Genomic DNA, 25238 nt, shown 5'->3' with positions numbered 1-25238 from the left:
GGCCCGACTCTTGCTGCCCTTCGAACCCTGGAATTCGCCGAGGATTTCGCCATGAACGCGCACGTCCAGGCACCCGCCGCCGCCGTGAAGACCACCTGCCCGTATTGCGGCGTCGGCTGCGGTGTGATCGCCACGCCGGACGGGCAGGGCGGCGCGGGCATTGCCGGCGATACCGAGCATCCGGCGAATTTCGGCCGCCTCTGCTCCAAGGGCTCGGCCCTCGGCGAGACCCTGTCCCTCGACAGCCGCCTGCTGCATCCCTCCGTCGACGGGGTGCGAGCGAGCTGGGAATCGGCCCTCGGCACCGTGGCCGGCGGCCTGCGCAAGGTCGCCGAGCAGCACGGCCCGGATTCGATCGCCTTCTACCTGTCAGGCCAGCTTCTCACCGAGGATTACTACGTCGCCAACAAGCTCGCGAAGGGCTTCCTCGGCACGCCGCATGTGGACACCAACTCGCGCCTTTGCATGTCGAGCGCGGTGGCCGCCCACCGGCGCGCCTTCGGTTCGGATACCGTGCCGGGCTGCTACGAGGATCTCGACGAGGCCGACGTGATCGTGCTGGTCGGGTCCAACACCGCCTGGTGCCACCCGATCCTGTTCCGCCGCATGGTCGATGCACGCGCCAAGCGCGGCACCAAACTCGTGGTGATCGACCCGCGCCGGACCCAGACGGGGGAGGAGGCGGACCTCTTCCTCGGCCTGAAGCCGGGCACCGACACCGCCCTGTTCTCAGGCCTCCTCGTGCATCTCGCGAGCGCGGGCGCCCTCGATTACCGCTTCGTCCTCGACCACACGACGGGCTTCGAGGGGGCGCTCGAACGCGCGCGCTCGATCGCGCCGGACATCGCCGCGACGGCCGCCGCCACCGGCCTTTCGGACGCGGATGTGGGCGCCTTCTTCGCGCTGTTCACCCGCACGAAGCGCGTCGTCACCGCCTTCTCACAGGGGGTGAACCAGTCGGCGCAGGGGACCGACAAGGGCAACGCGATCATCAACTGCCATCTGGCCACCGGCCGCATCGGCAAGGCCGGCGCGGGGCCGTTCTCACTCACCGGCCAGCCCAACGCCATGGGCGGGCGCGAGGTCGGCGGCCTCGCCAACATGCTGGCCGCCCACATGCATTTCGCCCCCGAGGAAGTGGACCGGGTCCGCCGGTTCTGGTCGGCGCCCAACATCATCACCGGCGAGGGCATGAAGGCCGTCGCCCTGTTCGAGGCGGTGGAGCGCGGCAAGATCAAGGCCCTGTGGGTGATGGGTACCAACCCCGTCGTGTCGATGCCACGCGCCGACGCGATCCGCGAGGCGATCAAGGGGCTCGACCTCTACGTCGTGTCCGAGGCCGTGGCCGACAGCGACACCGCCATGGCGACGGGCCGGAAGACCGTGCTGCTGCCGGCCCAGGCCTGGGGCGAGAAGGACGGCACCGTCACCAATTCCGAGCGGCGCATCTCGCGCCAGCGCAGCTTCCTGAAGGCTCCCGGCGAGGCACGGGCGGATTGGGCGATCATCAGCGACATCGCCAAGCGCCTCGGCCACGGCGAGGCCTTCGCGTATCCGAACGCCGCCGCGATCTTCCGCGAGCACGCGTCGCTCTCGGCCTTCGAGAACAACGGCACCCGCGACTTCGACATCGGCGCGGTGAGCGATATCTCGGACGCGACCTATGCCGGCGCGAAGCCGCTGCAATGGCCGCTGACGAAGCGCGGGGCCAAGGACGGCAAGCCGCGCCTCTTCGCCGACGGACAGTTCTTCACCTTCGACAAGCGCGCCCGCTTCGTCGCCGTACAGCCCCCGGCCCTGGCCCAGGCGGCGAGCGCGGACTTCCCCTTCGTGCTCAATACCGGCCGGGTCCGCGACCATTGGCACACGATGACGCGCACGGGGAAAAGCCAGCGCCTCTCGGCCCATCGCGACGTGCCCTTCGTGGAGATCCACCCCGACGACGCGGCCATGATGGGCCTGGTCCATGGCGGCCTCGCCACGGTCTCCACCGCGCATGGTGCGGCGGTGCTGGAGGTGATGGTGGGGGAGGGTATGCGCCGGGGCGACCTCTTCGCCGCCTTCCACTGGAGCGGGGCCACCGCGTCGGAGGGCCGGGTCGGCGCCCTCGCGCGCGGCATCCCCGATCCGGTCTCCGGACAGCCCGAGTTGAAGGCGACGCCGGCCGCCATCGCGCCGGCGGTCTATCGCAGCCGAGGCTTCCTGTTGACCCGCGAGCAGCGGTCGCTTCCCACCGGATGGTGGTGGGCGCGCGCCACGATCCAGGGCGGATCCGGACTGCACTTCGCCACCCAGGAGAGTTCGCGCGAGGTCGCGCTGATGCTGCGGGGGATGTTCCAGGGCCTCGAGATCGCCGAATATGCCGACCACGCCCGTGGCCGCTACCGCTTCGCCGCCTATGACGGGGAGCGTCTCGTCGCCTGTCTGGCCCTGACGCCCGGCGACGCGAAACCGGGCTGGGAATCGGAGAAGGCCTATTTCGCCTCCCCCGACCTCGAACCCTCCGCCCGGCGCGCCTTGCTTTCAGGCCGGGCCGAGACGACGTCGGCCGGGCCGACCGTCTGCGCCTGCCACGGGGTCGGCCTCGACGTCATCACCGGCACCATCGCTGCCGGGGCGCAGAGCGTCGAGGCGGTGGGTGCCGCCTGCAAAGCCGGCACGAATTGCGGCTCGTGCATCCCAGAGATCCGCAAGCTGCTGCCGCAGGCGCTTGCGCGCGACGCCGCATAAGCTCATTTTCATAGGATGAGCACGCCCCGCCAGCCCCGGGAAACCCGACCCGCCGGAATCGCCGCCCGTGAGGGCGCCGGACATGCCGGCCTCGAACCGCTGGCGGTCCTGCCGGTCTTCGTGCCGCTGCAGGGCAAGCGCGCGGTGCTGGCCGGGTCCAATGGCGGCGCGCCGTGGAAGGTGAAGCTGCTCGCCGCCGCCGGGGCCGATGTCGACGTCTACGCGCCCGAACCCAGCGACGAGTTGCGCGCGGTGCCGGGCGAGATCGTCGCCGGCAGCGTCACCCTGCATGAGCGCCAGTGGCAGCCCTCCGACCTGCAGGGCGCGGCCTTCTGCATCGGCGCCATGGAGGACGAGGCCGATTGCATCGCCTTCGTGGCCGCCGCGCGGGCGACCGGAGCGATCGTCAACGCCGTCGACCGGCCGCATCTCTGCGACGTAAAGTTCGGCGCCATCGTCAACCGCTCGCCCATGGTGGTGGGCATTTCCACGGAGGGCGCGGCTCCGGTCTTCGGGCAGACGGTGCGCGCCCGGATCGAGGGCATGCTGCCGCGCGGGTTCAAGGCCTGGATCGGCGCCGCCCGCGACTGGCGCGAGGAGGTCACGAGCCGCTTCCACGCCTTCTCCGACCGCCGCGCCTTCTGGGAGCGCTTCACGGATCGCGCCTTCGCCGAGCCGGATCGCATTCCGACCGAGACGGATCTGGCCGAACTCCTCGATCACACCGAAGCCGCCCCGAAGGGCGGGGCGGTGACCTTGGTCGGGGCCGGGCCGGGCGATGCCGAGCTCCTCACGCTGAAGGCCCTGCGGGCGCTCCGCAACGCCGACGTGATCCTCTACGACGACCTCGTGGCGCCCGAGATCCTCGATTATGCCCGCCGCGAGGCGCGCACCATGCTGGTGGGCAAGACCGGGCACGGCCCCTCCTGCCGCCAGGACGACATCAACGCGCTGATGGTGCAGCTCGCCAAATCCGGCAAGCAGGTGGTGCGCCTCAAATCCGGCGACCCCCTGGTCTTCGGCCGGGCCGGCGAGGAGATCGACGCCTGCCATCAGGCTGGTATCCCCGTGAGCGTGGTGCCGGGCATCTCGGCGGCCCAGGGGGCGGCCGCGTCGCTGGGCGTCTCCTTGACCAACCGCGACTCGGCGCGACGCCTGCAATTCGTCACCGGCCACGACCGCCGCGGCACCCTGCCGTCGGACCTGAACTGGGGCGCGCTCGCCGATCCGAGCGTCACCACCGTGGTCTACATGCCGAAGAAGACCCTGCGCGAGCTGCTCGACCGCGCTGTCGCCGAGGGGCTGGCACCGGCCACCCCCGCGCTCCTCGTCTTCAACGCCACGCGCCCCAACCAAGCCGTCGTGTCCGGCACAGCCGCCGATCTGGCGGACCGGGTGGAGGCATCCGGCTACGATGGGCCGGCCTTGCTGATGGTGGGCGAGGCTTTGCGGCGACAGGGGGCCGCCCTGGCGGACGAGACCGGGGAACGAGATCAGATCGCCGTGTGACAGGGTTCGTCACACCGGAGGCGTCTGCTTTCGCGGCACCGACAAGCCATAGAATGCGAGGCCCGACACGAGGGGCCCCAACAGGAAGAGCAGGTTTTCCGCCGACCCCATGGCGGCGGCGAGCCGGTGGAGAAATCCCTGCGGCCTGGAGGCGGATTCCGTCATCAGGACGAGGACGAGACAGGCGAACAGCCATACCGCGACCGGCGAGCCGAGGCTCCATGGCAGGAGATGCCGCTCGATTGACGGCCGGAAGATCGCCCCCGCGAAAATCGCGATGAGGATCAACGGCCCGGCAAAGAGAAGTCCGGCCACCATCAGGGCCATCGTTCTGCCGAGGCCCCTCGACAGGGCTAGGGCCATCGTCTCCGTCGCGGCCCCATCCGGCAAAGCCGGCCAGAGCAGCATCTGAATGACCAGAACCGATCCGACGAGGCCGATGATGCCCGCCAAGGCGACGCGCAGGGTGATCGGCCAGGAGGCGGATGACATGATCGTGTTCCTTTCGTCGGCCGAGGCAGCGAGGGGATCGCGGTCGCCCCGGAGCGGGCGGGCTCCGGGGGATGGGTTCAAACCGTGACGCGGCGCAATCCCTCCCTCGGCGTCAGGTCGCCCGGCTGCTTGAGCCCCCACACCAGACCGAGCCGGCGCATCGCGAGCAGCACCCACCAACCCGGATCGTGCTGACCCGGCTCGATGCCGAGGCGAGCGGAGTCCGGCCAGGCATGGTGGTTGCCGTGCCAGGCCTCGCCGAAGGTGACGAGGGAGGCCGCCGGCAGGTCGTGTCCCTGCACCGCGACCCCGTCCACCGCCCAGCCCTGCGGCCCACACCGGTGGGTCAGGTGGCCGACGAGCCAGTGCCCGGTGAGGCTCACGGCGATCCGCACGGGAATGCCCCAGACCAGCCACGGCATGCCGCCGAGCGCGTAGAACAGGATCGCCCACGGGATCTGCTGCGCCATCCAGGTCGCCTCCAGCCAACGCAGGAAGCCATCGCGGGCGATCCTGTCCTCCGGCACGAAGCGGGGCGGGTGGGTGAGATCGAGGCGGCAATGCATCTGCCACCACGCGTCACGTAGAAACGGTGCGCGGTGGGCATGGAGATCGTGGCACGAGGCCTGGCGCTGCGCCCAGTCCCGGGTGTCGTGGAGCCGTACCATGCCGAGTGGTCCCGCCATGCCGACCAGCGTGCCGAGATAGACCAGCACCCGCTCCACCCAGAGCGGCGCCGACAGGCTGCGATGGATCAGGAGCCGGTGCAGGCCGATGGAGTGCCCAAGGCACAGGGTGACCGCACTGCTGGCAAGGAAGAGCAGCACCGCACCGGGCGTGACGAAGAGCGGCGCCAGGAAGACAGCCGCCAACGTCATGCCACCGGTCCAGAGCGAGCGGGACGGCGCCCAGCGGACCCGCCCTTCCGTGGCGGAGGTGTCCGGTCCCGCAATGAGGCGGGGTGTCGAGAGAAGCGTCATGCGGGCCTCCAATGATTAGGCACTTACCTAATTATATCAGCGACCAGTTTGTCAATCGTTAGCTCATCGCCTAAATGTTCGATGAAGTGAGGCACCGATCCCATGCAGCGCGTCTTCGAGGCCCTGGCATCCCCAGTGCGACGGAAAATCCTCGCCTATCTGGCGCATGCCGAGCTGAGCGCGGGCGACATCGCCTCGCGCTTCGAGATGTCGAAACCGTCGATCTCGCAGCACCTGTCGATCCTGGAAAATGCCGGCCTGGTGGCGAGCGAGAAGCGCGGGCAGTTCGTGTTCTACCGGCAGGTGGAGGACAATCTCGCCAACACACTCGCCGGCTTCGTGCAGGAGGTCTGCCCCGTCGGCCGCCCGCTCCGGCGCGAGAGCGCCACCCTGGCCGGCGACCGTGGGAAGGGCGGGGAGGGCTGAGATCGGACGTCCCGTCGCGGCGACTTGCCTCCGGACGGCGTGAACGATCAAACACCTGTGAATCGACCCGGCGGCGCCACCCGCCCGATGGGCTTGCACCACGTCCAATGCGTGTAGAGTTCCGACCAGAATCGGAGCCGCGCCGTGATCAAGCGATTCGCTGTCCTCGCCCTTGCCCTGTCGCTCGCGACGACGACACGAGCAGCCAGCGCCGACGATCCGGTGATCGCGGCGGCGACGGACTTGACCGGTGACGTCCTGTTCCTCGAATCCGGCGCGCCCGGCATGATCCTGGTGGTCGTGCGCGGGGACGGGACCTTCATCCGCGGCTACGGCGAGACCAAGAAGGGCAACGGCATCACGCCCGATGGAACGAGCCTAGTGCGGCTCAACTCCATCACCAAGGTCTTCACCACGGAGGTGCTGGCCTCGCTCGCCACGGAGAGGAAGCTCTCCCTCGCCGATCCGCTGCAGAGCTTCGCGCCGGAGGCGAAGGTTCCCGCTTTCGAAGGGCGGCCCATCACCCTCCTCGATCTGGCGACCTATTCGGGCGCCCTGCCACGCGAGATGGGACACGCCCCCGAAGGCACGAACCCACGCGCCTGGCCGACCCGCGACGACCGCTGGTCCTGGCTCGGCACATACACGCTGCCCTGGGCTCCCGGCACCGTCACGTCCTACTCGAATGTGGGGTTCGACCTCCTGGCCGATGCCGTCGGCGCGGCGGGGGGCGCGGCCTATCCCCAGTTGCTGCGCAGCCACGTCACCAGGCCGCTGGGAATGGCCGATACCGGACTGTCACCGACGCCAGAGCAATGCGCGCGGCTGATGATCGGCTCGGGCCTCGGCGGCCCGGCCACCTGCGTCGACACCCAGGCGACGGGCGGAAGCGGCGGCCTCTACAGCACCGGCAACGACATGGCGCGCTGGCTCCGGCACAACGTCACCGCCACGAGCGGCGCGCTCGCCCTGAGCCACGCGGTCTACCGCCAGCGCCAATCGATGCCGGCAGCGATCGGCTTCGACGAAGCCTCGCCCATGGCGGGCCTCGCCCTCGGCTGGGTGGCCCTGGCGGCCAAGGGAAACGAACCGGCGATGCTGGCCAAGAGCGGGGGAGGCGCCGGCTTCATGAGCTACGTCGCCTTCGCGCCGGGGCGCGATGTCGGGGTCTTCGTCGTCATCAACAGCATCGATTTCGCGGCGTTCTCCGCCTTGACCAGCACGACCCACAAGCTGATCGCCGCCCTCGCGACCCGCTGACACGGGCGGTGAAGCCGGTTCAACGGCGCCCCCCCGGCGACACATTGACGGTTGCCCGCATCCCCGGCCCATGCTCTTGCCGCAGCGTCCCTCCGGAACCGGCTTGAAGGCTCCCCATGCGTCGCGCCCTTCCCCTCATCCTCTTCGCCCTCGGCCTCGTGGCGCTCGGGGTCGCCGCCACCGTGATGCTCGTGCCGAAGGCCGGGCAGGTGGCGACCAGCAGCGTCGGCGGCCCCTTCACCCTCACCGACCAGGACGGACGGCGCGTCACCGAGCGCGATTTCGCCGGGGCGACCCATCTCGTCTTCTTCGGCTTCACCCATTGCCCCGACGTCTGCCCGACCACGCTGCAGCAGATCGGTGATGTGCTCCAGGCGCTCGGCCCCAAGGGCAAGGACACGAAGGCGCTGTTCATCGCGGTCGATCCCGAGCGTGACACGCCCGAGGCCCTGAAGACCTACCTCGCCAGTTTCGATCCCCGCATCATCGGACTCACCGGCTCGCCGGAGGAGGTCGCCGCGGCCGTGAAGTCCTACCGCGCCTATGTCCGCAAGGTGCCGACCAAGGGAGACGACTACACGATGGAGCACACGGCGCTCGTCTACATCATGGATGGCCGGAACCGCTTCGTGAACGCCCTCAACCTGATGAAACCCGCCGACCAGGCGGCGGCGGAACTCGCCAAGGCGCTGTGACGCGTCATCGCGGCGGGTGCGGTGTCAGCGCCCCGCTGCGCGAGGTGCGGGACAGGCCGTGCTCGGTCTTGTTCCAGCGGTCGGGTGCGAGGATCAGTTCGATCACCCCGCGCCAGGCGGCGAGGCTGACGAGCAGGAAATAGGCCGGCAGCAGGGGCACGAAGGGGACGAGATCGTGCCAGCCCCGGCGCCGGCAGCCGATATAGGCCGGCAGCAGCATCGCCACGAAGCCCGAGACGAGCACCGTGATCGCGGCGCCCGTCGGCAGGTTCGACCAGAAATCGCTCCCCGCCTCGATCCGGCTGGGCCAGAGGAAGACCAGAGCCGGCAGCATCAGAAACGGATAGGCCAGAGCCGAGGCCACCGTGCCGGGGATGAGGGCGATGGCGCATAGGCTCGCCAGGGGGCCGAGTTCGCGGAACGTGACCAGGGGGGTGCGGCCATGGGTGAGGCTGGTCTGGAGGAAGCCCTTCATCCAGCGGGTGCGCTGGTTGAGCCAGGCCTTGTAGCGGGCCGGCGCCTCCTCGATCGTGTTGCTCGGCAGGTCGCCGACATCGTAGCCGGCCCGTGCCAGCCGCAGGCCGAGATCGGCATCCTCGGTGACGTTCCAGGCATCCCATCCACACACGGCGCGCAGGATGTGGGTTCGGAAATGGGTGGAGGTCCCACCCAGCGGCGTCGGCAGCCGCCATGCGGCCAGCGCCGGGCCGAGCACGTCGAACAGAGCCGTGTATTCGAGGGCGAAGCACCGGGTCAGCCAGGAATCGCGGGCATTGTCGATGACGAGGCGGCCCTGCAGGCAGGCGGTGCGCGGGGAGGCGCGGGCGAAGGCCTCGGCGGCCGCCCGCAACTGGCCGGGATCGGGCACGTCCTCCGCGTCGTAGACGACGAGGCAGCTTCCCCTTGCCAGGGGCAGGGCGGCGTTGAGGGCGCGCGGCTTGGTCCTCGGCAGCCCCGGCGGCACGACGACGACCTCCACATGCGCCGGCAGGGTGAGGCGGGCGAGCGCCTCCGCCGTAGCGGCGTCGTCGGCCTCGGTGAGGAGCTTGATGTCGAGCTTCGCCACCGGGTAATCGAACCGCGTCAGCGCCTCCAGCAAGCGCGGCACCACCGCCGCCTCCCGGTAGAGGGCGACGAACACCGTGTAGACCGGCAGGTCGACGTCCGACATCCTTTGCCCGGGCGTGTCCTCCGGCGCGATCCTGCCGGTCGGGCCGATGGCGGCCACGCGAAAGGTGAGCAGGACGAGAAATCCGACCTGCACCAGGACCCAGGCCGCCGTGACGAGGAACGCCGGCAGGCAGGCCAGGGCGAACAGGAACGCGCCGAAGACGAGGCCCGCCAGCGCAAGGAGCGGCGCCACGGGGACGGCGTTGTAGGCCCAGTCCGGCCTCCGCCTGAGAAGGTCGTCCGAGGCATGGGCCGCGACTCCCACCGAGCGCTGGGCGAAGATCGCGTGGCGCAGGGCCGTCGGGGTGGTGATCGCCGGCATCAGACCGGTGGGGCTGCGTCCCTGCAGCAATTCGACGACGGCGCGTCCCCGCGGCGCGTAGACGAAGGCCGCTCCCGTCCCCGGATCGAGGGGCGCGACACCTGCGACCAAACTGTCGGGAAACCGCGCCCCGGCGCCGAGGGGCAGGCGCGCGCCGAGATAGCGCGCGCCGAGGGTAAGGGCGAGGGCACGGTAGAAGCGTTCCTCGTCCATCAGCCCGGACTGGATCAGGGCGGTGGCGGCATCGGTGCCGCTCGCCCGCGCCAGGGCGGCGGCCTTCGCCAGCAGCATCGGGGAGGCGGCGTGGCTCAGGAGAAACGCGATCTCCGGCGGCAATGCCACCGTTTCGCCGCGCAGGCTCCTGAAACCGAGGATCGACACCGGAACCGGCTCCCCGAGGCCCGGGAACGTGATAGGGGGAGAGCCGTGAGCCAGACGATTCCCGCGCACAACCAGTGCGCCACAGATACAACCACACCGTCAAGCCGCCTCGCCTGGTGTGCCGCCGCTTTGCTGGTGATGGCGCTGTTCTCGGCTTGGCCGGCGGCAGCGCAAGACTCGACAGCGCACGATACGGCCTCGCGGGACACGGCCTCCCCGAGCGTGACGATCCCGAATTTCTGGAACCCGCGCAGCCGGCTCGAACGGATCGAAGCGCCGCAGACGGCGCGCGCCGTCCGCTTCCTCACCGACGACGAGTTCCCGCCCCTGCATTTCGCCGGCCCGGACGGCGCACCCACCGGCTTCGTGGTGGAACTCGTCCGGGCGGTCTGCGAACGCCTGTCGCTCAACTGCACGATCCAGGCGCGGCGGTTCGATACGCTGCTCGACGCCCTGGCCGACCGGCAGGGCGACGTGGTCGCGGCTGCGATCCCGCTCACCCCGACCCTGCGCAGCCGCTTCCTCGCCACCCGTCCGTATTTCCGCTGGCCGGCGCGCTTCGCGGCCCGCACGGACAAGGGCCTGCCCGCCCCCTCGGCCAAGGCGCTGGCCGGCAAGTCCGTCGGCATCGTCGGGGCAAGCGCCCATGCGGCCTATCTGAAGGCGTTCTTCCCCCAGGCGGAGGCGCGCGAGTTCACCGACCTCGCCACCGCCGAAGGGGCGCTCCGGCGCGGCGACGTGGATTACGTCTTCGCCGACGGGCTCAACCTCGCTTTGTGGATCGGCGGCATCGATTCCTCGAATTGCTGCGCACTCGTGGGCGGCGACTACCTGGAGAACCGCTATTTCGGCGAGGGCATCGGCCTCGTCACCCGGCGCGAGGACACGGCCCTCTCGCGCGCCCTCGACGAAGCCCTCCAACGGCTCTGGGACGAGGGGAAATACGCCGAGCTGTACCTGCGGTTCTTCCCCGTCAGTCCGTTCTGACTCGCCGGCCCATGCCTATCGGGCAGCCGGGCTAGCCGCGGGCCTGCAAGATCCCGCGCGCCTCCTCCGCCAGTTGTAGGGTCAATTCCGCCGCCCCCGTTTCCCCCGCCAGAGCCGCCGCCTGTCCCGACCAGAGCGGCGAGAAATCACCTGAGCCTGCAGCCTCCGCGCGCTGGCGCAGGGGCTGGAGCGCCACGGCGGCGGAGGGAAAGGCCGGCGCGTCGGCGCTCACCGGGCCGAGCTCCGCCAAAGCACGGTTGACGAGACCTCGGGCGGGACGGCCCGTGAACACGTTGGTGAGCGCGGTATCCTCGTCGCGGGCGGCCCGTAGCGCCGCGAGATGGACGGCGGAGATGCCGGCCTCCGGGCAGAGGAGATAGGCCGTGCCGATCTGGACGGCGGACGCGCCGAGGGTGAGCGCCGCGGCGACCCCGCGCGCATCGGCGATGCCGCCCGCCGCGATGACGGGCACGCGCACCGCGTCCACCACCTGCGGCACCAGGGAGAAGGTGCCGACCTGGGACTCCACCGCATCGGTGAGGAACATGCCGCGATGGCCCCCGGCATCGGCCCCTTGGGCGATGATCGCGTCCACGCCGCGCTCTTCGAGCCAGCGGGCCTCGCGCACCGTGGTGGCGGAGGAGACGACGAGACAGCCCGCCTCCCTGACGCGGCGGAGGAGGGCGGCCTCGGGGAGCCCGAAATGGAAGCTGACCACCACCGGGCGCAGATCCTCCATGACGGCGCACATCGCCTCGTCGAAGGGCGCACGGTTGGCCATGGCGACGGGTACTGACGGGTCGAGGCCGAGTTCGCGGTAATAGGGCGTCACGCGCTGGAGCCATGCGGCCTCGCGGGCCGGATCGGCGGCGGCCGGCGTGTGGCAGAAGAAATTCAGATTGAACGGACGATCCGTGCTCCGGCGGATCGCCGCGACCTCGCTGCGTAACTGCTCGGCGTTCAGGGCGGCGCAGGCCAGCGACCCGAGGGCGCCGGTGGTGGAGACGGCGGCCGTGAGCCGGCCCCGAGGCCCGACCATCGGGGCCTGGACGATGGGATGATCCAGACCGGCGAGATCGAGGAAGCGTCTGTCGGGCCACATGGCATGGTCTCCTTGGCAAGGCGTCGATCACCGTCTGTCTACACCATCGAAGTGCGATGGTTTCCGGTTGGCTCCGCAGCCCGTGAGGAACGCGATGGAAAGCCTCGCGTGGGGTGGATAACCCCGCTCGCAGGCGAGTTTCGCGGCCCGTCCGGATGTCGGATCGCGCGGGAACATGGTCCAATTATTGCTGGTGTTTCGGCGAGGTTTGCATCGGCGCCGATGGTGTGACGGACCTCGAGGCGATCCATGGCGATCCGGTCATATCCCGTTCCCGATGCGTCATCGACCCGGCCTCGTCCGTCGCTCGACGCGGCTTACCGCCGAATCACCTGGCGCCTGCTGCCGTTCCTGATGGCGCTCTGGATCCTGTCCTGGATCGACCGCGTCAATATCGGCTTTGCCAAGCTGCAGATGCTGTCCGATCTCAAATTTAGCGAGACGGTCTACGGCATCGGGGCGGGCATCTTCTTCATCGGTTACTTCCTCTGCGAGGTGCCGAGCAATCTGCTGTTGGAATATATCGGCGCCCGCAAGACCATCGCGCGGATCACCTTCCTCTGGGGCGCCTGCTGCGTGGCGATGATGTTCGTTACCACACCGGCCTTCTTCTACGTGCTGCGCTTCCTGCTCGGAGTGTTCGAGGCCGGCTTCTATCCGGGCGTGATCCTGTATCTCACCTACTGGTACCCGAGCGAGCGGCGGGCGAAGGTGTTCGGGCTGTTCATGTCGGCATCGGCGATCGCCGGAGTGATCGGCGGGCCGCTGGCCGGGGCGATCCTCACCGGCATGGACGGCGTGAACGGCTGGGCCGGCTGGCAATGGGTGTTCCTGCTGGAGGGCATCCCGTCGATCCTCGCGGGATTCGTGACGCTCCTCTACCTGACCGACCGTCCCGCCAAGGCCAATTGGCTGACACCGGAACAGCGGGCAATGATCGAAGCCGATCTCGCCCGCGACGCCGAGGCCTTGGGTCCGCGCGAGCACCGCATTCTCGCCTCCCTGAAGGATGTCCGGGTCTGGCAGTGCATCGCGATCTTCTTCTGCATCATCATGGCAAACTCGGCCCTGACCTTCTTCGGGCCGAGCGTGGTGCGCGATGCCGGCTTCACCGATCCGCTCACCGTCGGCTGGATCATGTCGGCGGCCTATCTGTTCGGCGGCATCGGGATGATCCTCAACGGGCGCCATTCCGATCGCACCGGCGAGGCGCGCCTGCATTGCGGGATCCCAGCGACGATCGGGGCGCTGGCCATCGCCCTCGTCGGGTTCCTGGTCCCGTGGAGCCCGGTTCTGGCCATGCTGGCGCTCGCCGTGGCGATCGTCGGCACGATGAGCGCGATCCCCGTCTTCTGGCAGATCCCGGGGCGGTTCCTGGCGGGCTCCGCCGCCGCGGCCGGCATCGCCCTGATCAATTCGGTGGCCAACCTGGCAGGCTTCGGCGCTCCCGCCCTCATGGGTTACCTGCGCGAACATACCGGCTCGGCCTCCGCCGGCCTGTGGCTGGTCGCGGCCTTCGAGCTCGCGACGATCGTGCTGATCCTCGCCTTCGTCCCACCCGCCACCCCGGCGCTGGAGCGCCGGGCCGCCGCCCGTGCCGCCCATGAGCCGGCCTGAACCCGCCCCCGGTCACGCCGGAACCGGCCCTCTGCAGGAGACACAGTTGAACCCCCCCCCTGAGCGACCCGACCTTACGCGCCGCAGCCTGGTCGGCGCCGGCCTCGCCGGAATCGGTCTCGCCGGCACGGTCGCCGCCACCGGCACCGTGCTGGCCCAGGGCGCGCCCGCCCCGGCTCCGGCACAGCCGGGTGCCCTGACCACCGGCCCGACGATGCAATCGGGCCTCGGCCCGCGCCTCACCATGCACGCCATCGACAATTTCCACGGCACACCGGGCGCGGGCATGGTCTGCGACCTCTCCGTGCGCGATGGCGACACCTACCGGCCGATCAAGACGATCACGACGGGAGCCAACGGCCGCTCGCGCGAGCCGCTCCTGATCGACGACACCCTGAAGACCGGGCGCTACGAGTTGCTGATGCATGTGGAGGAATACTTCGCCCGGATCGGCGTGGCGCTGCCGAGCCCGAACTTCCTCGGCCTCGTGCCGATCCGCTTCCACATCCGCGACGCGAGCCAGCGCTACCACCTGCCGATCCTGTTCACGCCCTGGGGCTACTCGTATTATCGCGGCAGCTGAGAGCCCCGACCGTCCGCAACCGCTTACCCACGACACGATCCGAGAGACCCGATGGCCGGCATCACGACACATATCCTCGACTCGGAGCGCGGGCGCCCCGCGCCCGGCGTGCGCATCGACTTTTCGGTGATGGAGGAGGGGCGCTGGCGCCTCGTGAAGAGCGTCGTCACCAATGCCGACGGGCGTACCGACACACCGATCCTGCCGGCGGACGAGGCGAAGATCGGCCAGTACCAGCTCGAATTCTTCATCGACAGCTATCTGAAGAGCCGACCTGGGTTAAGCGAGGCGGACATCTTCGTGGACAATCCGGTGGTGCGGTTCGCCGTCTTCGACGCCAAGCAGCATTACCACGTGCCGATGCTGTGCACGCCCGGCAATTGCACGACCTATCGCGGGAGCTGAGCCCTTGCCAGATCTGGCCGCCATCCACCGTCTCGACCGGGACGCCTTCGTCGCCCTGCTCGGCGGGGTGTTTGAACACGCGGCCTGGGTCGCCGAGGCGGTGGCGCCGGCCCGCCCCTTCGCCAGCGTAGCCGACCTGCACGCCGCGATGATGGACGCGGTGCGCCATGCGCCCGAGGCGCGGCGCCTCGCCTTCCTCAACGGCCACCCGGAACTCGCCGGACCCGAGGCACGGGCGCGGGCCATGACGGCCGACTCGGCGAGCGAGCAGGGCAGCGCCGGCCTCGACCATCTCCCCCCGGAGGATGCGGCGGCCTTCGACCGCCTGAACGCCGCCTACCGGGAGAGGTTCGGCTTCCCCTTCATCATCGCCGTGCGCGGCCGCAGCAGGGCCGAGATCCTCGCTGTCTTCGAGGCCCGCCTCGGACGGGAGCGGGCCGAGGAAGAGGCCACCGCCCTCGACGAGATCGGCGCGATCACGCGGATGCGCCTGGACATGCTGGTCTCCGCGGCGAGCGACTGAGCGCGTCTCGGGGTTCCGGACTCGGAACCCACCGACTCGCGAACCCGCTCAGATGATGAAGTCGGCTTCGCCGAGCGCCGAAGCGGCGACGTCGTGCAGGATGATGCGGTGGTCGATGCCGGTGTATTTCGCGAAGGTGACGAGGGTATCGTCTCCACCGTGGACCGACGTGATGACGACATCGTCGAAATTCGTCGTCAGCGGCACGACGTTCAGCTTGTCCCTGCCGAGCTCGAACTCGTGGATTTCAGTGCGGCCCTTGTCCGACCGGAAGATGAACTGGTCCTTGCCCACACCACCGAGGACGGTGTTGTCGCCGCTCCAGGCGTCGATCCGGTCGCCGCCGCTTCCCGCCCTGATGCGATCGTCCCCGGCGGTGCCGACGATCTTGCCGTGATCGCCCGCGACGCTCTGCGAGATGATCGACGTTCCGAGAGTGACATCCCTCATGTCGATGGACCCGTCGCTGCGGACGGCCACCTTCTCGATGCCCGAGAAGGTCTCGTCGCTGAGATGGATCGTCTCGAGATACGGGTTCACCTCCACGATCAGGACGTCCCGTCCCGCGCCACCGTCGACCTCGACGGGCGTGGACGAGACGATCAGGCGGTCGTTGCCGTTGTTGCCATAGAGCCTGTCGGCGCCGCCATTGCCGTCGAGGGTGTTGTCCTTGCCGTCGCCCGCGAGCCGGTCGCCGTAGAGGCTGCCCGTCACGTTGGCGATGTCGTAGAGCGTGTCCTCGTTCGCATCGCCGCCGCTGACCTGATAGTTGCGGAAGAGATCGATCGTGACCCCGGACGAGGAATGCTCGTAGCTCGCGGTGTCGATCCCGCCGCCGCCGCGGATCGCGTCCGCGCCTGCGCCGCCTTCGATGAGATCGTCGCCGCCGCCGCCATCGATGCTGTCATCCCCGGCGCCACCGTCGACGTCATCGCCGCCGCCGCCACCGCCGATGACGTCCTTCCCAGCGCCGCCCTCGATGCGATTGGCGCGGCCGTCTCCCGTGAGCACATCGCCGAAGCGGGTGCCGCGCACGTTCGCAATGCTCGACAGAGTATCCTCGTCGCCGGTGGGAACGGTGTAGGCCCGGGAATCCTCCAGATACACCTCGATGCTGTATTGGGCGTGCTCGTAGCTCACCGTATCGGAGCCGGTGCCACCCTTGATGACGTTGTCGCCCTCGCCGCCCTCGAACACGTCGTTGCCGCCGCCGCCGCGGAGGGTGTCGTCGCCGCTTCCGCCCCGGAGCACATCCCCGAGCGTGCCACCGGTCAGGCTCAGCGATGCCGTGTTGTCGGACAGGTCGAGGAAGACCGCGTAACGGTCGCTCGTCAGGGCGGCGTAGCCCCCCGGGACGGGCCGCGCGGCATCGGTGAAGGTCGCACCGCCATCGTCGAGGGCGCCGGTGTCGTTCAGGATGATGCGGCCCTGACCGTCGGGGCCGAAGGCGTGGCTGCTGGCCGGCCCGGCATAGGAGGCGAGGGGGTTGCGATCCAGGCGGATAGTCTTGGCGGAATCGTAGTCGTCGTCGAGGGTGAAGGAAACGGATGCCATCGGGGTCGCCTTTCCGCTGCATATGCCGGGATCGGGCCGCGGCACGGTTCCCGCCCGTCTCGATCGTCGCCAGGGTCAGGGATGCCCGCTTGCATAACGCGCCGAGGATTAAAGCCGGGTTTCACGCGAAGTCCGCTCCCGCCTCGCCTTGCCTCGCCCCTCCGCGTTGACCCTCCCTGGCCCGCTCCCTAGGGTGCCGGGCCGCATCCGGCCGGTTGCGGTCTTCCTGTTTCTCCTCACAGAACTGACGCTGTTCCCATGTCCCCCCCGCCTGCTTCGTCTCCCCTCACCCTCGACCCCGCCCTCGTGGAAGCCGCGGCCAGCGCGGCCGCATGGCCGTTCGAGGAGGCGCGCAAGCTCGTGGCGCGGCTGGAGCGCAAGCCGAAATCGGAAGTGCTGTTCGAGACCGGATACGGCCCGTCGGGCCTGCCGCATATCGGCACGTTCGGCGAGGTGGCGCGCACCTCCATGGTGCGCCACGCGTTCCGCGTGCTCACCAACGACAGCGTGCCGACCCGCCTCATCGCCTTCTCGGACGACATGGACGGCCTGCGCAAGGTGCCGGACAACGTGCCGAACAAGGAGATCCTGATCCCGGCGCTCAACCAGCCGCTCACCCGCGTGCCCGATCCGTTCGGCACGCATGACAGCTTCGGCGCCCACAACAATGCCGAACTGCGCCGCTTCCTCGACGCCTTCGGGTTCGACTACGAGTTCCGCTCGGCCACCGAATGCTACAAGGCCGGCCTGTTCGACACGGCCCTGCTCACGGTGCTCGACCGCTATGAGGCCGTGATGGCGATCATGCTGCCGTCGCTCCGGGCCGAGCGTTCGGCGAGCTACTCGCCGTTCCTGCCGCTGCACCCGGAGACCGGGGAGGTGATGCAGGTTTCCATCGACGAGGTGCGGGTCTCCGCCGGCACCCTGGTCTGGCGCGATCCGAAGACCGGCACCGCCTACGAGACCCCGGTCACCGGCGGCCACGCCAAGCTGCAATGGAAGCCCGATTGGGCCATGCGCTGGGTGGCGCTCGGCGTCGATTACGAGATGGCCGGCAAGGACCTGATCGATTCGGTGAAGCTGTCGGGCGAGATCGCCCGCGCGCTGGGTGGCGAACCGCCGGAGGGATTCAACTACGAGCTCTTCCTCGACAAGGAGGGTAAGAAGATCTCGAAGTCGAAGGGCAACGGCCTGTCCATCGACGATTGGCTCGTCTACGGCACCGCCGACAGTCTCGCCCTGTTCATGTACAACAAGCCGCGCGAGGCCAAGCGCCTGTTCGTGGAGATGATCCCGCGTCAGGTCGACGATTACCTGAACTTCCTCGAGAAGTTCCCCGGCCAGGAGCCGGCGCAACAGCTCGGCAACCCGGTCTGGCACCTGCATGCGGGCCATCCGCCGGCGGCAGAAGCCGTGGGCAAGGGCGGCTCGTTGAACTTCGCCATGCTTCTCAACCTCGCGGCGGTGGCCAATACCGAGGATCCGGCGGTGCTGTGGGGCTTCATTCGCCGCTACGACCCGGAGATCGGGCCACAGACCCATCCGGTCCTCGACAAGCTCGTGGGCCATGCGCTCGCCTATTTCCGCGACCTCGTGCGTCCGGCCAAGACCTACCGGACGGCGACGGAGGAGGAGAGGGCGGCGCTGGCCGACCTGTCGCTGACGCTGGACGCCCACAAGGGCTCCACCGATCCGGAGGGGCTGCAGGCCGTGGTCTACGAGGTCGGGCGGCGGCACTTCCCCGACCTGTCCGGCAAGGCGAAGAGCCCGGACGGACGGCCCGGCGTGTCGCAGGCCTGGTTCACCACCATCTACAACGTGCTGTTCGGCGAGGCACGCGGACCGCGCTTCGGCTCGTTCATCGCGCTCTACGGCGTGGCGGAGACGCAGGCACTGATCGAGAAGGCCCTGTCCGGCGCGTTCGTGCCGGCCTCGTCCGAGACAGCCTCTCTCGCATGAACCTCGACCTCACCGATCATTCGCTGGTAGGATGATCGGTGAGGTGAGGACCTGGATCCCGGCTGGAATGCAGGATCGCGACGATTTCCACCGTTCCGGCATCATAGCGGAAGAAGATCACGTAATTTTCGCAAGGAAAGCTGCGGAGGTTGCTGTGCAATTCCGGACGTGCCCGACCGAGCCGCCCCGGGAGCGTCGCCAATCGATGGCATTGCCGGCGAAGTCGCGCAACGAATCCCTGCGCGGTGGCGAGGCTGCCACTCATTTCCGTGACGTGGACGAGGATATCGACGAGGTTTGTTCGCGCGAAGGCGAGGAACCGAACCTTGCTCACTCCCCATAGCCTAGAGCCTTGAGTTCCGCGCTCTTTGCCGCGAGCGCGGCATCGATCTCATCCTCGCTCGCGTCGCCGCCTGCCTCAACGGCCTCGCTCAAGGTCCGACGCAGGGCCTGGAGTTTCGCCTCGCGCTCTTCGACGAGGCGAAGGCCTTCGCGAACCACCTCGCTCGCCGAGCCATAGCGGCCATCCTGCACGATGCGGGAGATGAACCCTTCCCACCGGTCGCCAACAGATACGTTCATGCCATCCTCGCCTCTCAATCGACGCGACGAATAACATAGACAGTGCATTTTTTGATATGGAAACGGATTGAGAAGGGGCCGACATCAGGCGATCCCACCGGCGGGCGGCCGTCGCCCTATTCTGCCCGTCCGAGCTGCCGCAGGCTCAGCGCCCAAACCCGTTCCTGAAGCGCCTGATCGCGACCGTGGCGTGAGGTCGGCACGGGGCGGCGCTTCGAAAAATACAGGCCGCTGACGCCGTCCACCTCCGGCGAGGTCGCCAGATGCAGGGAGGTCGCCGCCCCATCGGCCGGGTTGCCGAGGAAGGGCCTGATCAACGACCAACTGACGCCGAACCATCCCCCGGTGCCGCCGGCGAACCCGCTGGCGATCACACCGGGATGGAGGGAGTTCGCGGTGACACCCGTGCCGGCGAGGCGACGGGCGAGGGCGGCGGTGAACAGCACGTTGCCGAGCTTGGCCTGGGAATAGGCCTTCCACGTGCCGTAGCGGCGCGCCCCGTCGAGATCCTCGAGATCGATCCGGCCGCGCTTATGCGCCATCGACGCGACGTTGACGATGCGGGCCGGCGCGCTCGCCTTCATCAGGTCGAGGAGGTCCAGGGTCAGTTGCATGTAGGCGAGATGGTCGAGGGCCCAGGTCCGCTCCAGGCCATCCACCGTGAGGCGCCGGGCATCGAAGACGGCCCCGGCATTGTTCACCAGCACGTCGAGGCGCGGGTAGAGCGCCCGCACCTCTGCGGCGAGACGCCGGATTTCCGCCTGTGAGGACAGGTCGGCCAGGAACACGTCGATGACGACGCTCGGCACGGTCTCGCGGATGCGGGACGCCGTCGCGTCGGTGCGGCCGGCATCCCGGCCGACGATCCCGACACGGGCGCCCGCCCGTGCCAGGCCCAGGGCCGTCTCGTAGCCGATGCCCGAGGTGGCGCCGGTCACGAGACAGATCTTGCCGGGGATGGGTGCGGCGTTCGCCATGGACGTCACGAACTCCCGCAGGCCCGGTTCCCGATCGGATGACCGCTTAGAAGACCGCCTGGCCGACAGCCAGGGCGAGCACCACGATCACGATGGCGATCACTAGGAACACACCGAACAGGATGCGCGACAGGGAGCGCGCGCCCGAGGCGATGCCGGTGAAGCCGAGGCCGCCCGCCAGGAGCGAGATGACGAAACAGATGAGGGCCCATTTGAGAAGGGTCATACGCGCAAAACTCCAGCGTGCGGAACGACCGATAACCCTCCTGTCGGGTCAAGCGTTCCGCTCAAGCTTGTGCGGCGTCGCGATGACGGGCGCGGCACTGGATTCGGCCTTCTCCAGGATGGTGGCGGCCAGCGCGTGATAGAGCCCTTCGCGGCAGATCAGCTTGGAGACCGCATCGGCAATGAGGGCGGTGACCATGAGTGGGATCATCATCGCATGGTCCTGGGTCATCTCGGTGACGATGACGAAGGCGGTGATCGGCGCCTGCAGGGTACCGGTGAGGTAGGCGGTCATGCCGATGAGCACGAGCGCGCCGATGGGCACGTCCGCGAACAGGCCATGCAGCCAGACGCCCATCCCCGCCCCGACGCTGAGGGAGGGGGCGAACAGGCCGCCGGGTATGCCGCTGATGGAGGAGAACACCGTCGCGAGGAATTTCAGCGGAGCATAGGCCGGATGCCCGGTATCGGTGCCGTGGAGCATGGCGCGGGCCTCCTCGTAGCCGGTGCCGTAGACCGTGCCGCCGGAGGCGAGGCCGCAGAGGGCGACGCCGAGCCCGCAGAGGGCACCGAAGACGATGGGGTGGCGGCGGATGGCGGCGCCGATCCGGCCGGGCATTCCCCTGGCGAAGAGGAGGGTGACGCGGCCGAACAGGCCGCCCGCGATGCCCCCGACCACGCCGAGGATCGCCACGGCGAGCCATCCCGGCCCGAAGGGCAGGGCGGCCTTGGTGGTGCCGAAATACGTGTAGTCGCCCTGGATCGCCAGCGCGGTCAGCCCGGCCGCGATGACGGTGGCGACGATGAGGCCGCTGGTGCGCGCCTCGTAGGTCCGGCTCAGTTCCTCGATGCCGAAGACAATGCCGGCGATGGGCGTGTTGAAGGCAGCGGCGACTCCCGCCGCGCCACCGGCGAGGATGACACCCGGCAGGCGCTCCGCGTCGAGCCGGCCGACAGCCGCCATGATCGCGGCCCCCACCTGGACCGTCGGCCCCTCGCGCCCCGTCGAGGCGCCGCAGACGAGGCCGAGGGTCATGACCAGGATCTTGCCGAACGCGGTCTTCAGGGAGACCAGGGCGTTGCGGATCGCCGGATCCTCCGTATGGCGCGCGGCGATCACCTGGGGGATCCCAGAGCCTTGCGAATTCGGAAATACCCGGATGGCGAGCAGGATTGCGATGGCGAAGCCGAGCGGCGTCAGAACCAGGGCGACGAGGGGGGAGGGCGAAACGATCCAGCGGAACGCCTCGTGCGCCCAATCCGCGAGCTTTGCCATCGCCACGGCGGCGAGCCCGACGCAGAGGCCCCCGAACAGGAACAGCAGGCGCTGCCGCCACAGGGGCGCCGCATCGGAGGCCGCGCCGCGCAAGCGGTCCAGTCGCCTGCGCGGCGGAGGGGAGGCGGGAGCGGGGTCAAGCATGAACGCCGGCCTCAGCGGGCGATCGATCGTCGGATGGGCGACACGTCCGTGAACCGACCCCGTCTTTCCGGGCCTGCGCGGTAGAGCCCGGATTCCAGAACCAGAGGTCGATCGTCATTCTGCTCCACCGGCGGTTCTGGATTCCGGGCTCATCGACGGCGTTCCGGAAGGGCGGGAAGGACTATGAGCGTGTAGGGCGCTTGTGCCGGTACGAACTCAAAACTTGAGGACACTCGCCAAGCAAGGCCCGCGACGCAAGGCGCATACCGCCCTCAGCTCTTCTTGCCCGTTGTCCGTCCCGCCTTCTCCTCGGCTTGGCAGAGTTCGCGGACGGTCTTGAGATAGGCTTTGGCGTCGAACTTCCGGAGCGAGTTCTCGCTCTGGTAGCGTACCGTTCCGAAGATCGGACGGCGCGCCCAGGGACGGTCGTGCAAGCCGTAGACCCAGGCGACGTTGGTGAAGGAATTGGCGTCGCGCCCGTCGAGGAAGTAGCGGTTGTTGAGGCGCAGGGTGCGCTGGAACCCTTCCTCCGCGCTAGGGGACCATTCGAGGATCTTCTTGCCCCAGTACATGCGCAGGTGGTTGTGCATGTAGCCGGTCACCCGCATCTCGGCCTGGGCGGCGTTCCAGTATTCGTCGTGGGTCTTGCCCTCGGCGAGCTCGGCCTCGGTGTAGAGCGTGGGCCGCTCGTCATCGGCGTGTTCGGCCAGGGCCTTGCGCGCCCAATCCGGCACCGCGTGCTCGAAACTGTCGTAGCGCTCCGTGTAGTTCACATGGTTCATGGCGAGTTCCCGCCGCACCACGAGTTCCTCGAGATAGGAGGCCTTGTCCTCCGACGCCCCCGCCTTCGAGGCCCGTACCGCCAGGGCGATCTCCACCGGCGAGATCTGCCCGAAATGCAGGTAGGGGCTCATATGCGAGGCGGCCCCCGCTTCGGGCCGGTTGCGGTCGCTGCCATAAGAGCGGAACGGCCCGGCGAGATAGGCCTTGAGGCGCCGGCGCGCTTCCGTCTCGCCACCGGTGAAGCGCGTCACCGGGGCGACCTCGCGGTCGAGGCTCATCCCCGCCAGCACGTCCTCGGGGTCCGAGACGTCGATCTCGCTCTTCGGCAGGCCGCGCCCGGCCTTGTGCTTCACGGCACGGGGTTTGAGCTCCTCCACATACTCGTCGAGGAGCTTCAGGATCTTGGGACGAAGGGTACGGGCCGCGTATTCGTGCTTCGGGGAGGCGGCCTCCACCGGAACCACCACGTCTCCCTCCACCTGGACGACGCGGGTCTTCACCGCCTCCACGATCTCCCCGTACCAGCGCTTCTGGATCGCGAGGTAGCCCCGGTCGAGGACGAGGAGGGCCGCCTTGGCCGAGAGGTCGATAGCGATCTCGGCCGGCGAGGCCTTGCGCATCACGAAATGGATGCCGCGCGCCTCCAGCCCTGCCTTCGCGTCGGCGAGTCCCTGCAGCAGGAAGGCGTAGTGGCGCGCATTGGCTTCGGGAAACCCGTTGGCCCCGTCGAGAAGTCCGAAGCAGGCGACGACGGGAAGGCCGAGCCGGTTGGCCTCCTCGATGGCCAGTTCGAGCGCCGGGTTGAAATGGGCCCTGTTCGCCTGCTGCAGCAGATAGAGGACGTAGGATCCGTCCGCATCCGGTTCGAAGTCGTTCAGTTCCCGAACCCGCCTCGCCTGTATCGCCATCGTGTGAGACCGCCCCGCCACCGTCGAAGTTTATGCCCCCGCCAGGCGGGAATCAGGAATTATCAATCTCGCAAGCTGGCCGTCAGGGAGACGGCTGCACTAGAATTCGCAATCGCGCGGGCAATGCAGATGGGGCGTCTCCCATCGCGGTCATTGCCTCCGGAGGCGACGGGGTGAGGAAAGACTGATCTGACCTTGCCCCGCGACATTTTCGACACATAAGAATTAGGAAGTGCGGCCTCACACGAAAACGCATGGCGCCGTTGCACGAACGACCTTGCAATTCCGTGCGGGACGATCAGATTGTGCATTGCGGGAACGCGATGGCGTCGCGGTCCTGCTGCCCTTCTTGGGCGTTTCCTCCCTAGACTTCGGGCCGCTCTTCGGAGCGGCCTTTTTTCTGTCCGCAGCCCTTCATCACCCGTCGGCCACGCAGTGCTCATCCCCGAGCGCGCGCTCGGATCATGAAATTGTCGTAGGTGTATTCCGCCACCTGGAACCAGAGGTATTCCTCGTTCCGGAACGTCTTCATCGCCTCGTAGATGCGCTTGAAATCGGCGTTCTTGGCCGAGATCTCGGCATGGACATCGTTGGAATGCTTCAGGGCCGTCTCCATGACGTCCTGGGGGAAGGGCCGCAGCTGTGCACCGGCGGCCACCAGACGGCGCAGGGCGCGGGGGTTGCGCGCATCGTATTTCGCCAGGACCTCGGCATGGGCCTGCGTGGCTGCGGCCTGCAGGATCGCGCGATAGACCTTCGGCAGGGCCTTCCACGCCTCGGCGCCGATCCAGAAATGCAGCATCGCGCTGCCCTCCCAGAATCCGGGGTAATGGTAGGTCGGCGCCACCTTCTGCAATCCGAGCTTTTCGTCGTCGTAGGGGCCGATCCATTCGGCCGCATCGAGGGCCTTCGATTCGAGGCCGGCATAGATCTCCGGCCCGGGCGTCGTCTGGGGCACCGCGCCGAACTTCGCCAGAACCTGACCACCGAGACCCGCGATGCGGATCTTCATGCCCTGGAGGTCGGCGGCGCTCTTCACCTCGCGGCGGAACCAGCCGCCCATCTGGGCACCGGTATTGCCGCCGGGAAGGCTCACGAGACCGTGCTTGGCGAAGACCTCCGCGAACAGGTCGGCCGCGCCGCCCTGGAGCCACCATGCATTCTGGCCGCGGGCATTGAGGCCGAAGGGAAGGGCGGAGGCGAGAGCGAAGGTCGGGTCCTTGCCGCTGCCGAGGGTGGCCGGCGCATGTCCCATCTCCACCGTCGCGGCCGACACCGCGTCGATCACGCCCTCGGCCGGCACCGGCTCGCCCGGCGGAAGCACCTGGATCTGGAAACGACCATCCGTCGCCTCGGCCACGAGACGCGCGAGCGTCTCCGGCGCACCGAACAGGACATCGAGGGATTTCGGGTAGTGGGAGGCCAGCCGCCAGCGCGTCTCGGGCATCGTCTCGGCTCTGGCCGCCCCCATCGACAGGGCGGCGGCACCGCCCAATCCGGCGGCGAGCAGGCTGCGGCGCGCTGGGTGTGAGGCCATGACAACTCGCTTCAAAAACTCGCTTCCCCCGTCTCTCGGTCCGTTCACGAACGGGGCAGGAGGCAAATCGATCCGATATTCCTTCGCGCGCCGTCGTTTCCGCTTCGCTGG

23 protein-coding genes are annotated in these 25238 nt (G+C 68.7%); 11 read left to right on the top strand and 12 right to left on the bottom strand.

The features are described from left to right. Window positions 1-51: 51 nt before the first annotated feature. Entirely contained in the window at window positions 52-2730 is a 2679-nt protein-coding gene (locus tag ASF34_RS19410; protein ID WP_056163765.1) for a nitrate reductase, read from the top strand. A 15-nt stretch (window positions 2731-2745) separates the two neighbouring features. After that, a complete protein-coding gene (gene cysG, locus ASF34_RS19405) occupies window positions 2746-4239 on the top strand; it encodes a siroheme synthase CysG (protein ID WP_056163598.1) in 1494 nt (497 codons plus the stop codon). A 9-nt stretch (window positions 4240-4248) separates the two neighbouring features. Here the strand turns inward: cysG and ASF34_RS19400 are convergent, their stop codons facing one another. Both ASF34_RS19400 and ASF34_RS19395 read right to left on the bottom strand, forming a co-directional pair. Next, the gene (locus tag ASF34_RS19400) at window positions 4249-4731 is read right to left on the bottom strand and encodes a hypothetical protein (protein WP_056163594.1); all 483 of its coding nucleotides are present in this window, start codon (window positions 4729-4731) and stop codon (window positions 4249-4251) included. A 77-nt stretch (window positions 4732-4808) separates the two neighbouring features. Further along, complete coding sequence (locus ASF34_RS19395) at window positions 4809-5711, bottom strand: acyl-CoA desaturase (protein ID WP_056163591.1); 903 nt, start codon at window positions 5709-5711, stop codon at window positions 4809-4811. Between the two features lie 102 nt (window positions 5712-5813). Here ASF34_RS19395 and ASF34_RS19390 point away from each other — a divergent pair, with 102 nt between their 5' ends. From ASF34_RS19390 to ASF34_RS19380, 3 genes are all read left to right on the top strand, one after another. Next, entirely contained in the window at window positions 5814-6137 is a 324-nt protein-coding gene (locus ASF34_RS19390) for a metalloregulator ArsR/SmtB family transcription factor (RefSeq protein ID WP_018044078.1), read from the top strand. 144 nt (window positions 6138-6281) lie between these two features. Continuing rightward, entirely contained in the window at window positions 6282-7397 is a 1116-nt protein-coding gene (gene ampH, locus ASF34_RS19385; protein WP_056163588.1) for a D-alanyl-D-alanine-carboxypeptidase/endopeptidase AmpH, read from the top strand. 116 nt (window positions 7398-7513) lie between these two features. Continuing rightward, window positions 7514-8092 (top strand): SCO family protein, encoded by a 579-nt coding sequence (locus ASF34_RS19380; RefSeq protein ID WP_056163762.1) that lies wholly within the window; start codon window positions 7514-7516, stop codon window positions 8090-8092. 4 nt (window positions 8093-8096) lie between these two features. Here the strand turns inward: ASF34_RS19380 and ASF34_RS19375 are convergent, their stop codons facing one another. Beyond that, window positions 8097-9965, bottom strand: coding sequence for a glycosyltransferase family 2 protein (locus ASF34_RS19375; RefSeq protein WP_156465781.1), 1869 nt, complete (start codon window positions 9963-9965; stop codon window positions 8097-8099). Window positions 9966-10010: 45 nt separating this feature from the next. On the opposite strand from ASF34_RS19375, the gene ASF34_RS19370 reads away from it, so the two are divergent. After that, window positions 10011-10952 carry a transporter substrate-binding domain-containing protein gene (locus ASF34_RS19370; protein ID WP_422395341.1) on the top strand — a complete coding sequence of 314 codons (942 nt, stop codon included), beginning with the start codon at window positions 10011-10013 and terminating at the stop codon, window positions 10950-10952. 31 nt (window positions 10953-10983) lie between these two features. Here ASF34_RS19370 and ASF34_RS19365 read toward each other — a convergent pair whose 3' ends face one another. Next, a complete protein-coding gene (locus ASF34_RS19365) occupies window positions 10984-12054 on the bottom strand; it encodes an NAD(P)H-dependent flavin oxidoreductase (protein ID WP_056163586.1) in 1071 nt (356 codons plus the stop codon). A gap of 249 nt (window positions 12055-12303) precedes the next feature. Here ASF34_RS19365 and ASF34_RS19360 point away from each other — a divergent pair, with 249 nt between their 5' ends. Genes ASF34_RS19360 through uraD form a run of 4 tightly spaced genes read left to right on the top strand, consistent with a single transcriptional unit; the run spans window position 12304 to window position 15182 of the window. Continuing rightward, a complete protein-coding gene (locus ASF34_RS19360; protein WP_056163583.1) occupies window positions 12304-13671 on the top strand; it encodes an MFS transporter in 1368 nt (455 codons plus the stop codon). A gap of 46 nt (window positions 13672-13717) precedes the next feature. Then, the gene (gene uraH, locus ASF34_RS19355) at window positions 13718-14254 is read left to right on the top strand and encodes a hydroxyisourate hydrolase (RefSeq protein ID WP_056163580.1); all 537 of its coding nucleotides are present in this window, start codon (window positions 13718-13720) and stop codon (window positions 14252-14254) included. 51 nt (window positions 14255-14305) lie between these two features. After that, window positions 14306-14659, top strand: coding sequence for a hydroxyisourate hydrolase (gene uraH, locus ASF34_RS19350; RefSeq protein ID WP_056163576.1), 354 nt, complete (start codon window positions 14306-14308; stop codon window positions 14657-14659). 4 nt (window positions 14660-14663) lie between these two features. Continuing rightward, window positions 14664-15182 carry a 2-oxo-4-hydroxy-4-carboxy-5-ureidoimidazoline decarboxylase gene (gene uraD / locus ASF34_RS19345; RefSeq protein WP_056163573.1) on the top strand — a complete coding sequence of 173 codons (519 nt, stop codon included), beginning with the start codon at window positions 14664-14666 and terminating at the stop codon, window positions 15180-15182. 48 nt (window positions 15183-15230) lie between these two features. Here uraD and ASF34_RS19340 read toward each other — a convergent pair whose 3' ends face one another. After that, window positions 15231-16736, bottom strand: a complete 1506-nt coding sequence (locus tag ASF34_RS19340) for a calcium-binding protein (RefSeq protein ID WP_056163570.1) — start codon at window positions 16734-16736, stop codon at window positions 15231-15233. 258 nt (window positions 16737-16994) lie between these two features. On the opposite strand from ASF34_RS19340, the gene ASF34_RS19335 reads away from it, so the two are divergent. Then, the gene (locus ASF34_RS19335) at window positions 16995-18695 is read left to right on the top strand and encodes a lysine--tRNA ligase (RefSeq protein ID WP_026175983.1); all 1701 of its coding nucleotides are present in this window, start codon (window positions 16995-16997) and stop codon (window positions 18693-18695) included. A 16-nt stretch (window positions 18696-18711) separates the two neighbouring features. On the opposite strand, the gene ASF34_RS19330 is transcribed toward ASF34_RS19335, so the two are convergent. From ASF34_RS19330 to ASF34_RS19300, 7 genes are all read right to left on the bottom strand, one after another. After that, window positions 18712-19029, bottom strand: a complete 318-nt coding sequence (locus ASF34_RS19330; RefSeq protein WP_018044061.1) for a type II toxin-antitoxin system RelE/ParE family toxin — start codon at window positions 19027-19029, stop codon at window positions 18712-18714. Then, a complete protein-coding gene (locus ASF34_RS19325) occupies window positions 19026-19277 on the bottom strand; it encodes a type II toxin-antitoxin system ParD family antitoxin (protein WP_056163567.1) in 252 nt (83 codons plus the stop codon). Before ASF34_RS19325 ends, ASF34_RS19330 begins: the two co-directional genes overlap by 4 nt. Window positions 19278-19393: 116 nt before the next feature. Next, the gene (locus ASF34_RS19320) at window positions 19394-20254 is read right to left on the bottom strand and encodes an SDR family oxidoreductase (protein WP_056163564.1); all 861 of its coding nucleotides are present in this window, start codon (window positions 20252-20254) and stop codon (window positions 19394-19396) included. Window positions 20255-20300: 46 nt separating this feature from the next. Continuing rightward, window positions 20301-20480, bottom strand: a complete 180-nt coding sequence (locus ASF34_RS19315) for a DUF1328 domain-containing protein (protein WP_018044058.1) — start codon at window positions 20478-20480, stop codon at window positions 20301-20303. A 48-nt stretch (window positions 20481-20528) separates the two neighbouring features. Next, on the bottom strand, window positions 20529-21899 hold the full coding sequence (locus ASF34_RS19310) for a chloride channel protein (RefSeq protein ID WP_051074321.1): 1371 nt from the start codon (window positions 21897-21899) through the stop codon (window positions 20529-20531). A gap of 272 nt (window positions 21900-22171) precedes the next feature. Next, window positions 22172-23590 carry a deoxyribodipyrimidine photo-lyase gene (locus ASF34_RS19305; RefSeq protein WP_056163562.1) on the bottom strand — a complete coding sequence of 473 codons (1419 nt, stop codon included), beginning with the start codon at window positions 23588-23590 and terminating at the stop codon, window positions 22172-22174. Between the two features lie 439 nt (window positions 23591-24029). Continuing rightward, window positions 24030-25127, bottom strand: a complete 1098-nt coding sequence (locus tag ASF34_RS19300; RefSeq protein WP_018044055.1) for a TRAP transporter substrate-binding protein — start codon at window positions 25125-25127, stop codon at window positions 24030-24032. Window positions 25128-25238 lie beyond the last annotated feature (111 nt).

Origin of the sequence: Methylobacterium sp. Leaf106 (genome assembly GCF_001422895.1) — a bacterium.
GTDB lineage: Bacteria > Pseudomonadota > Alphaproteobacteria > Rhizobiales > Beijerinckiaceae > Methylobacterium > Methylobacterium bullatum.
This window is presented reverse-complemented; position numbering and strand designations above follow the sequence as displayed.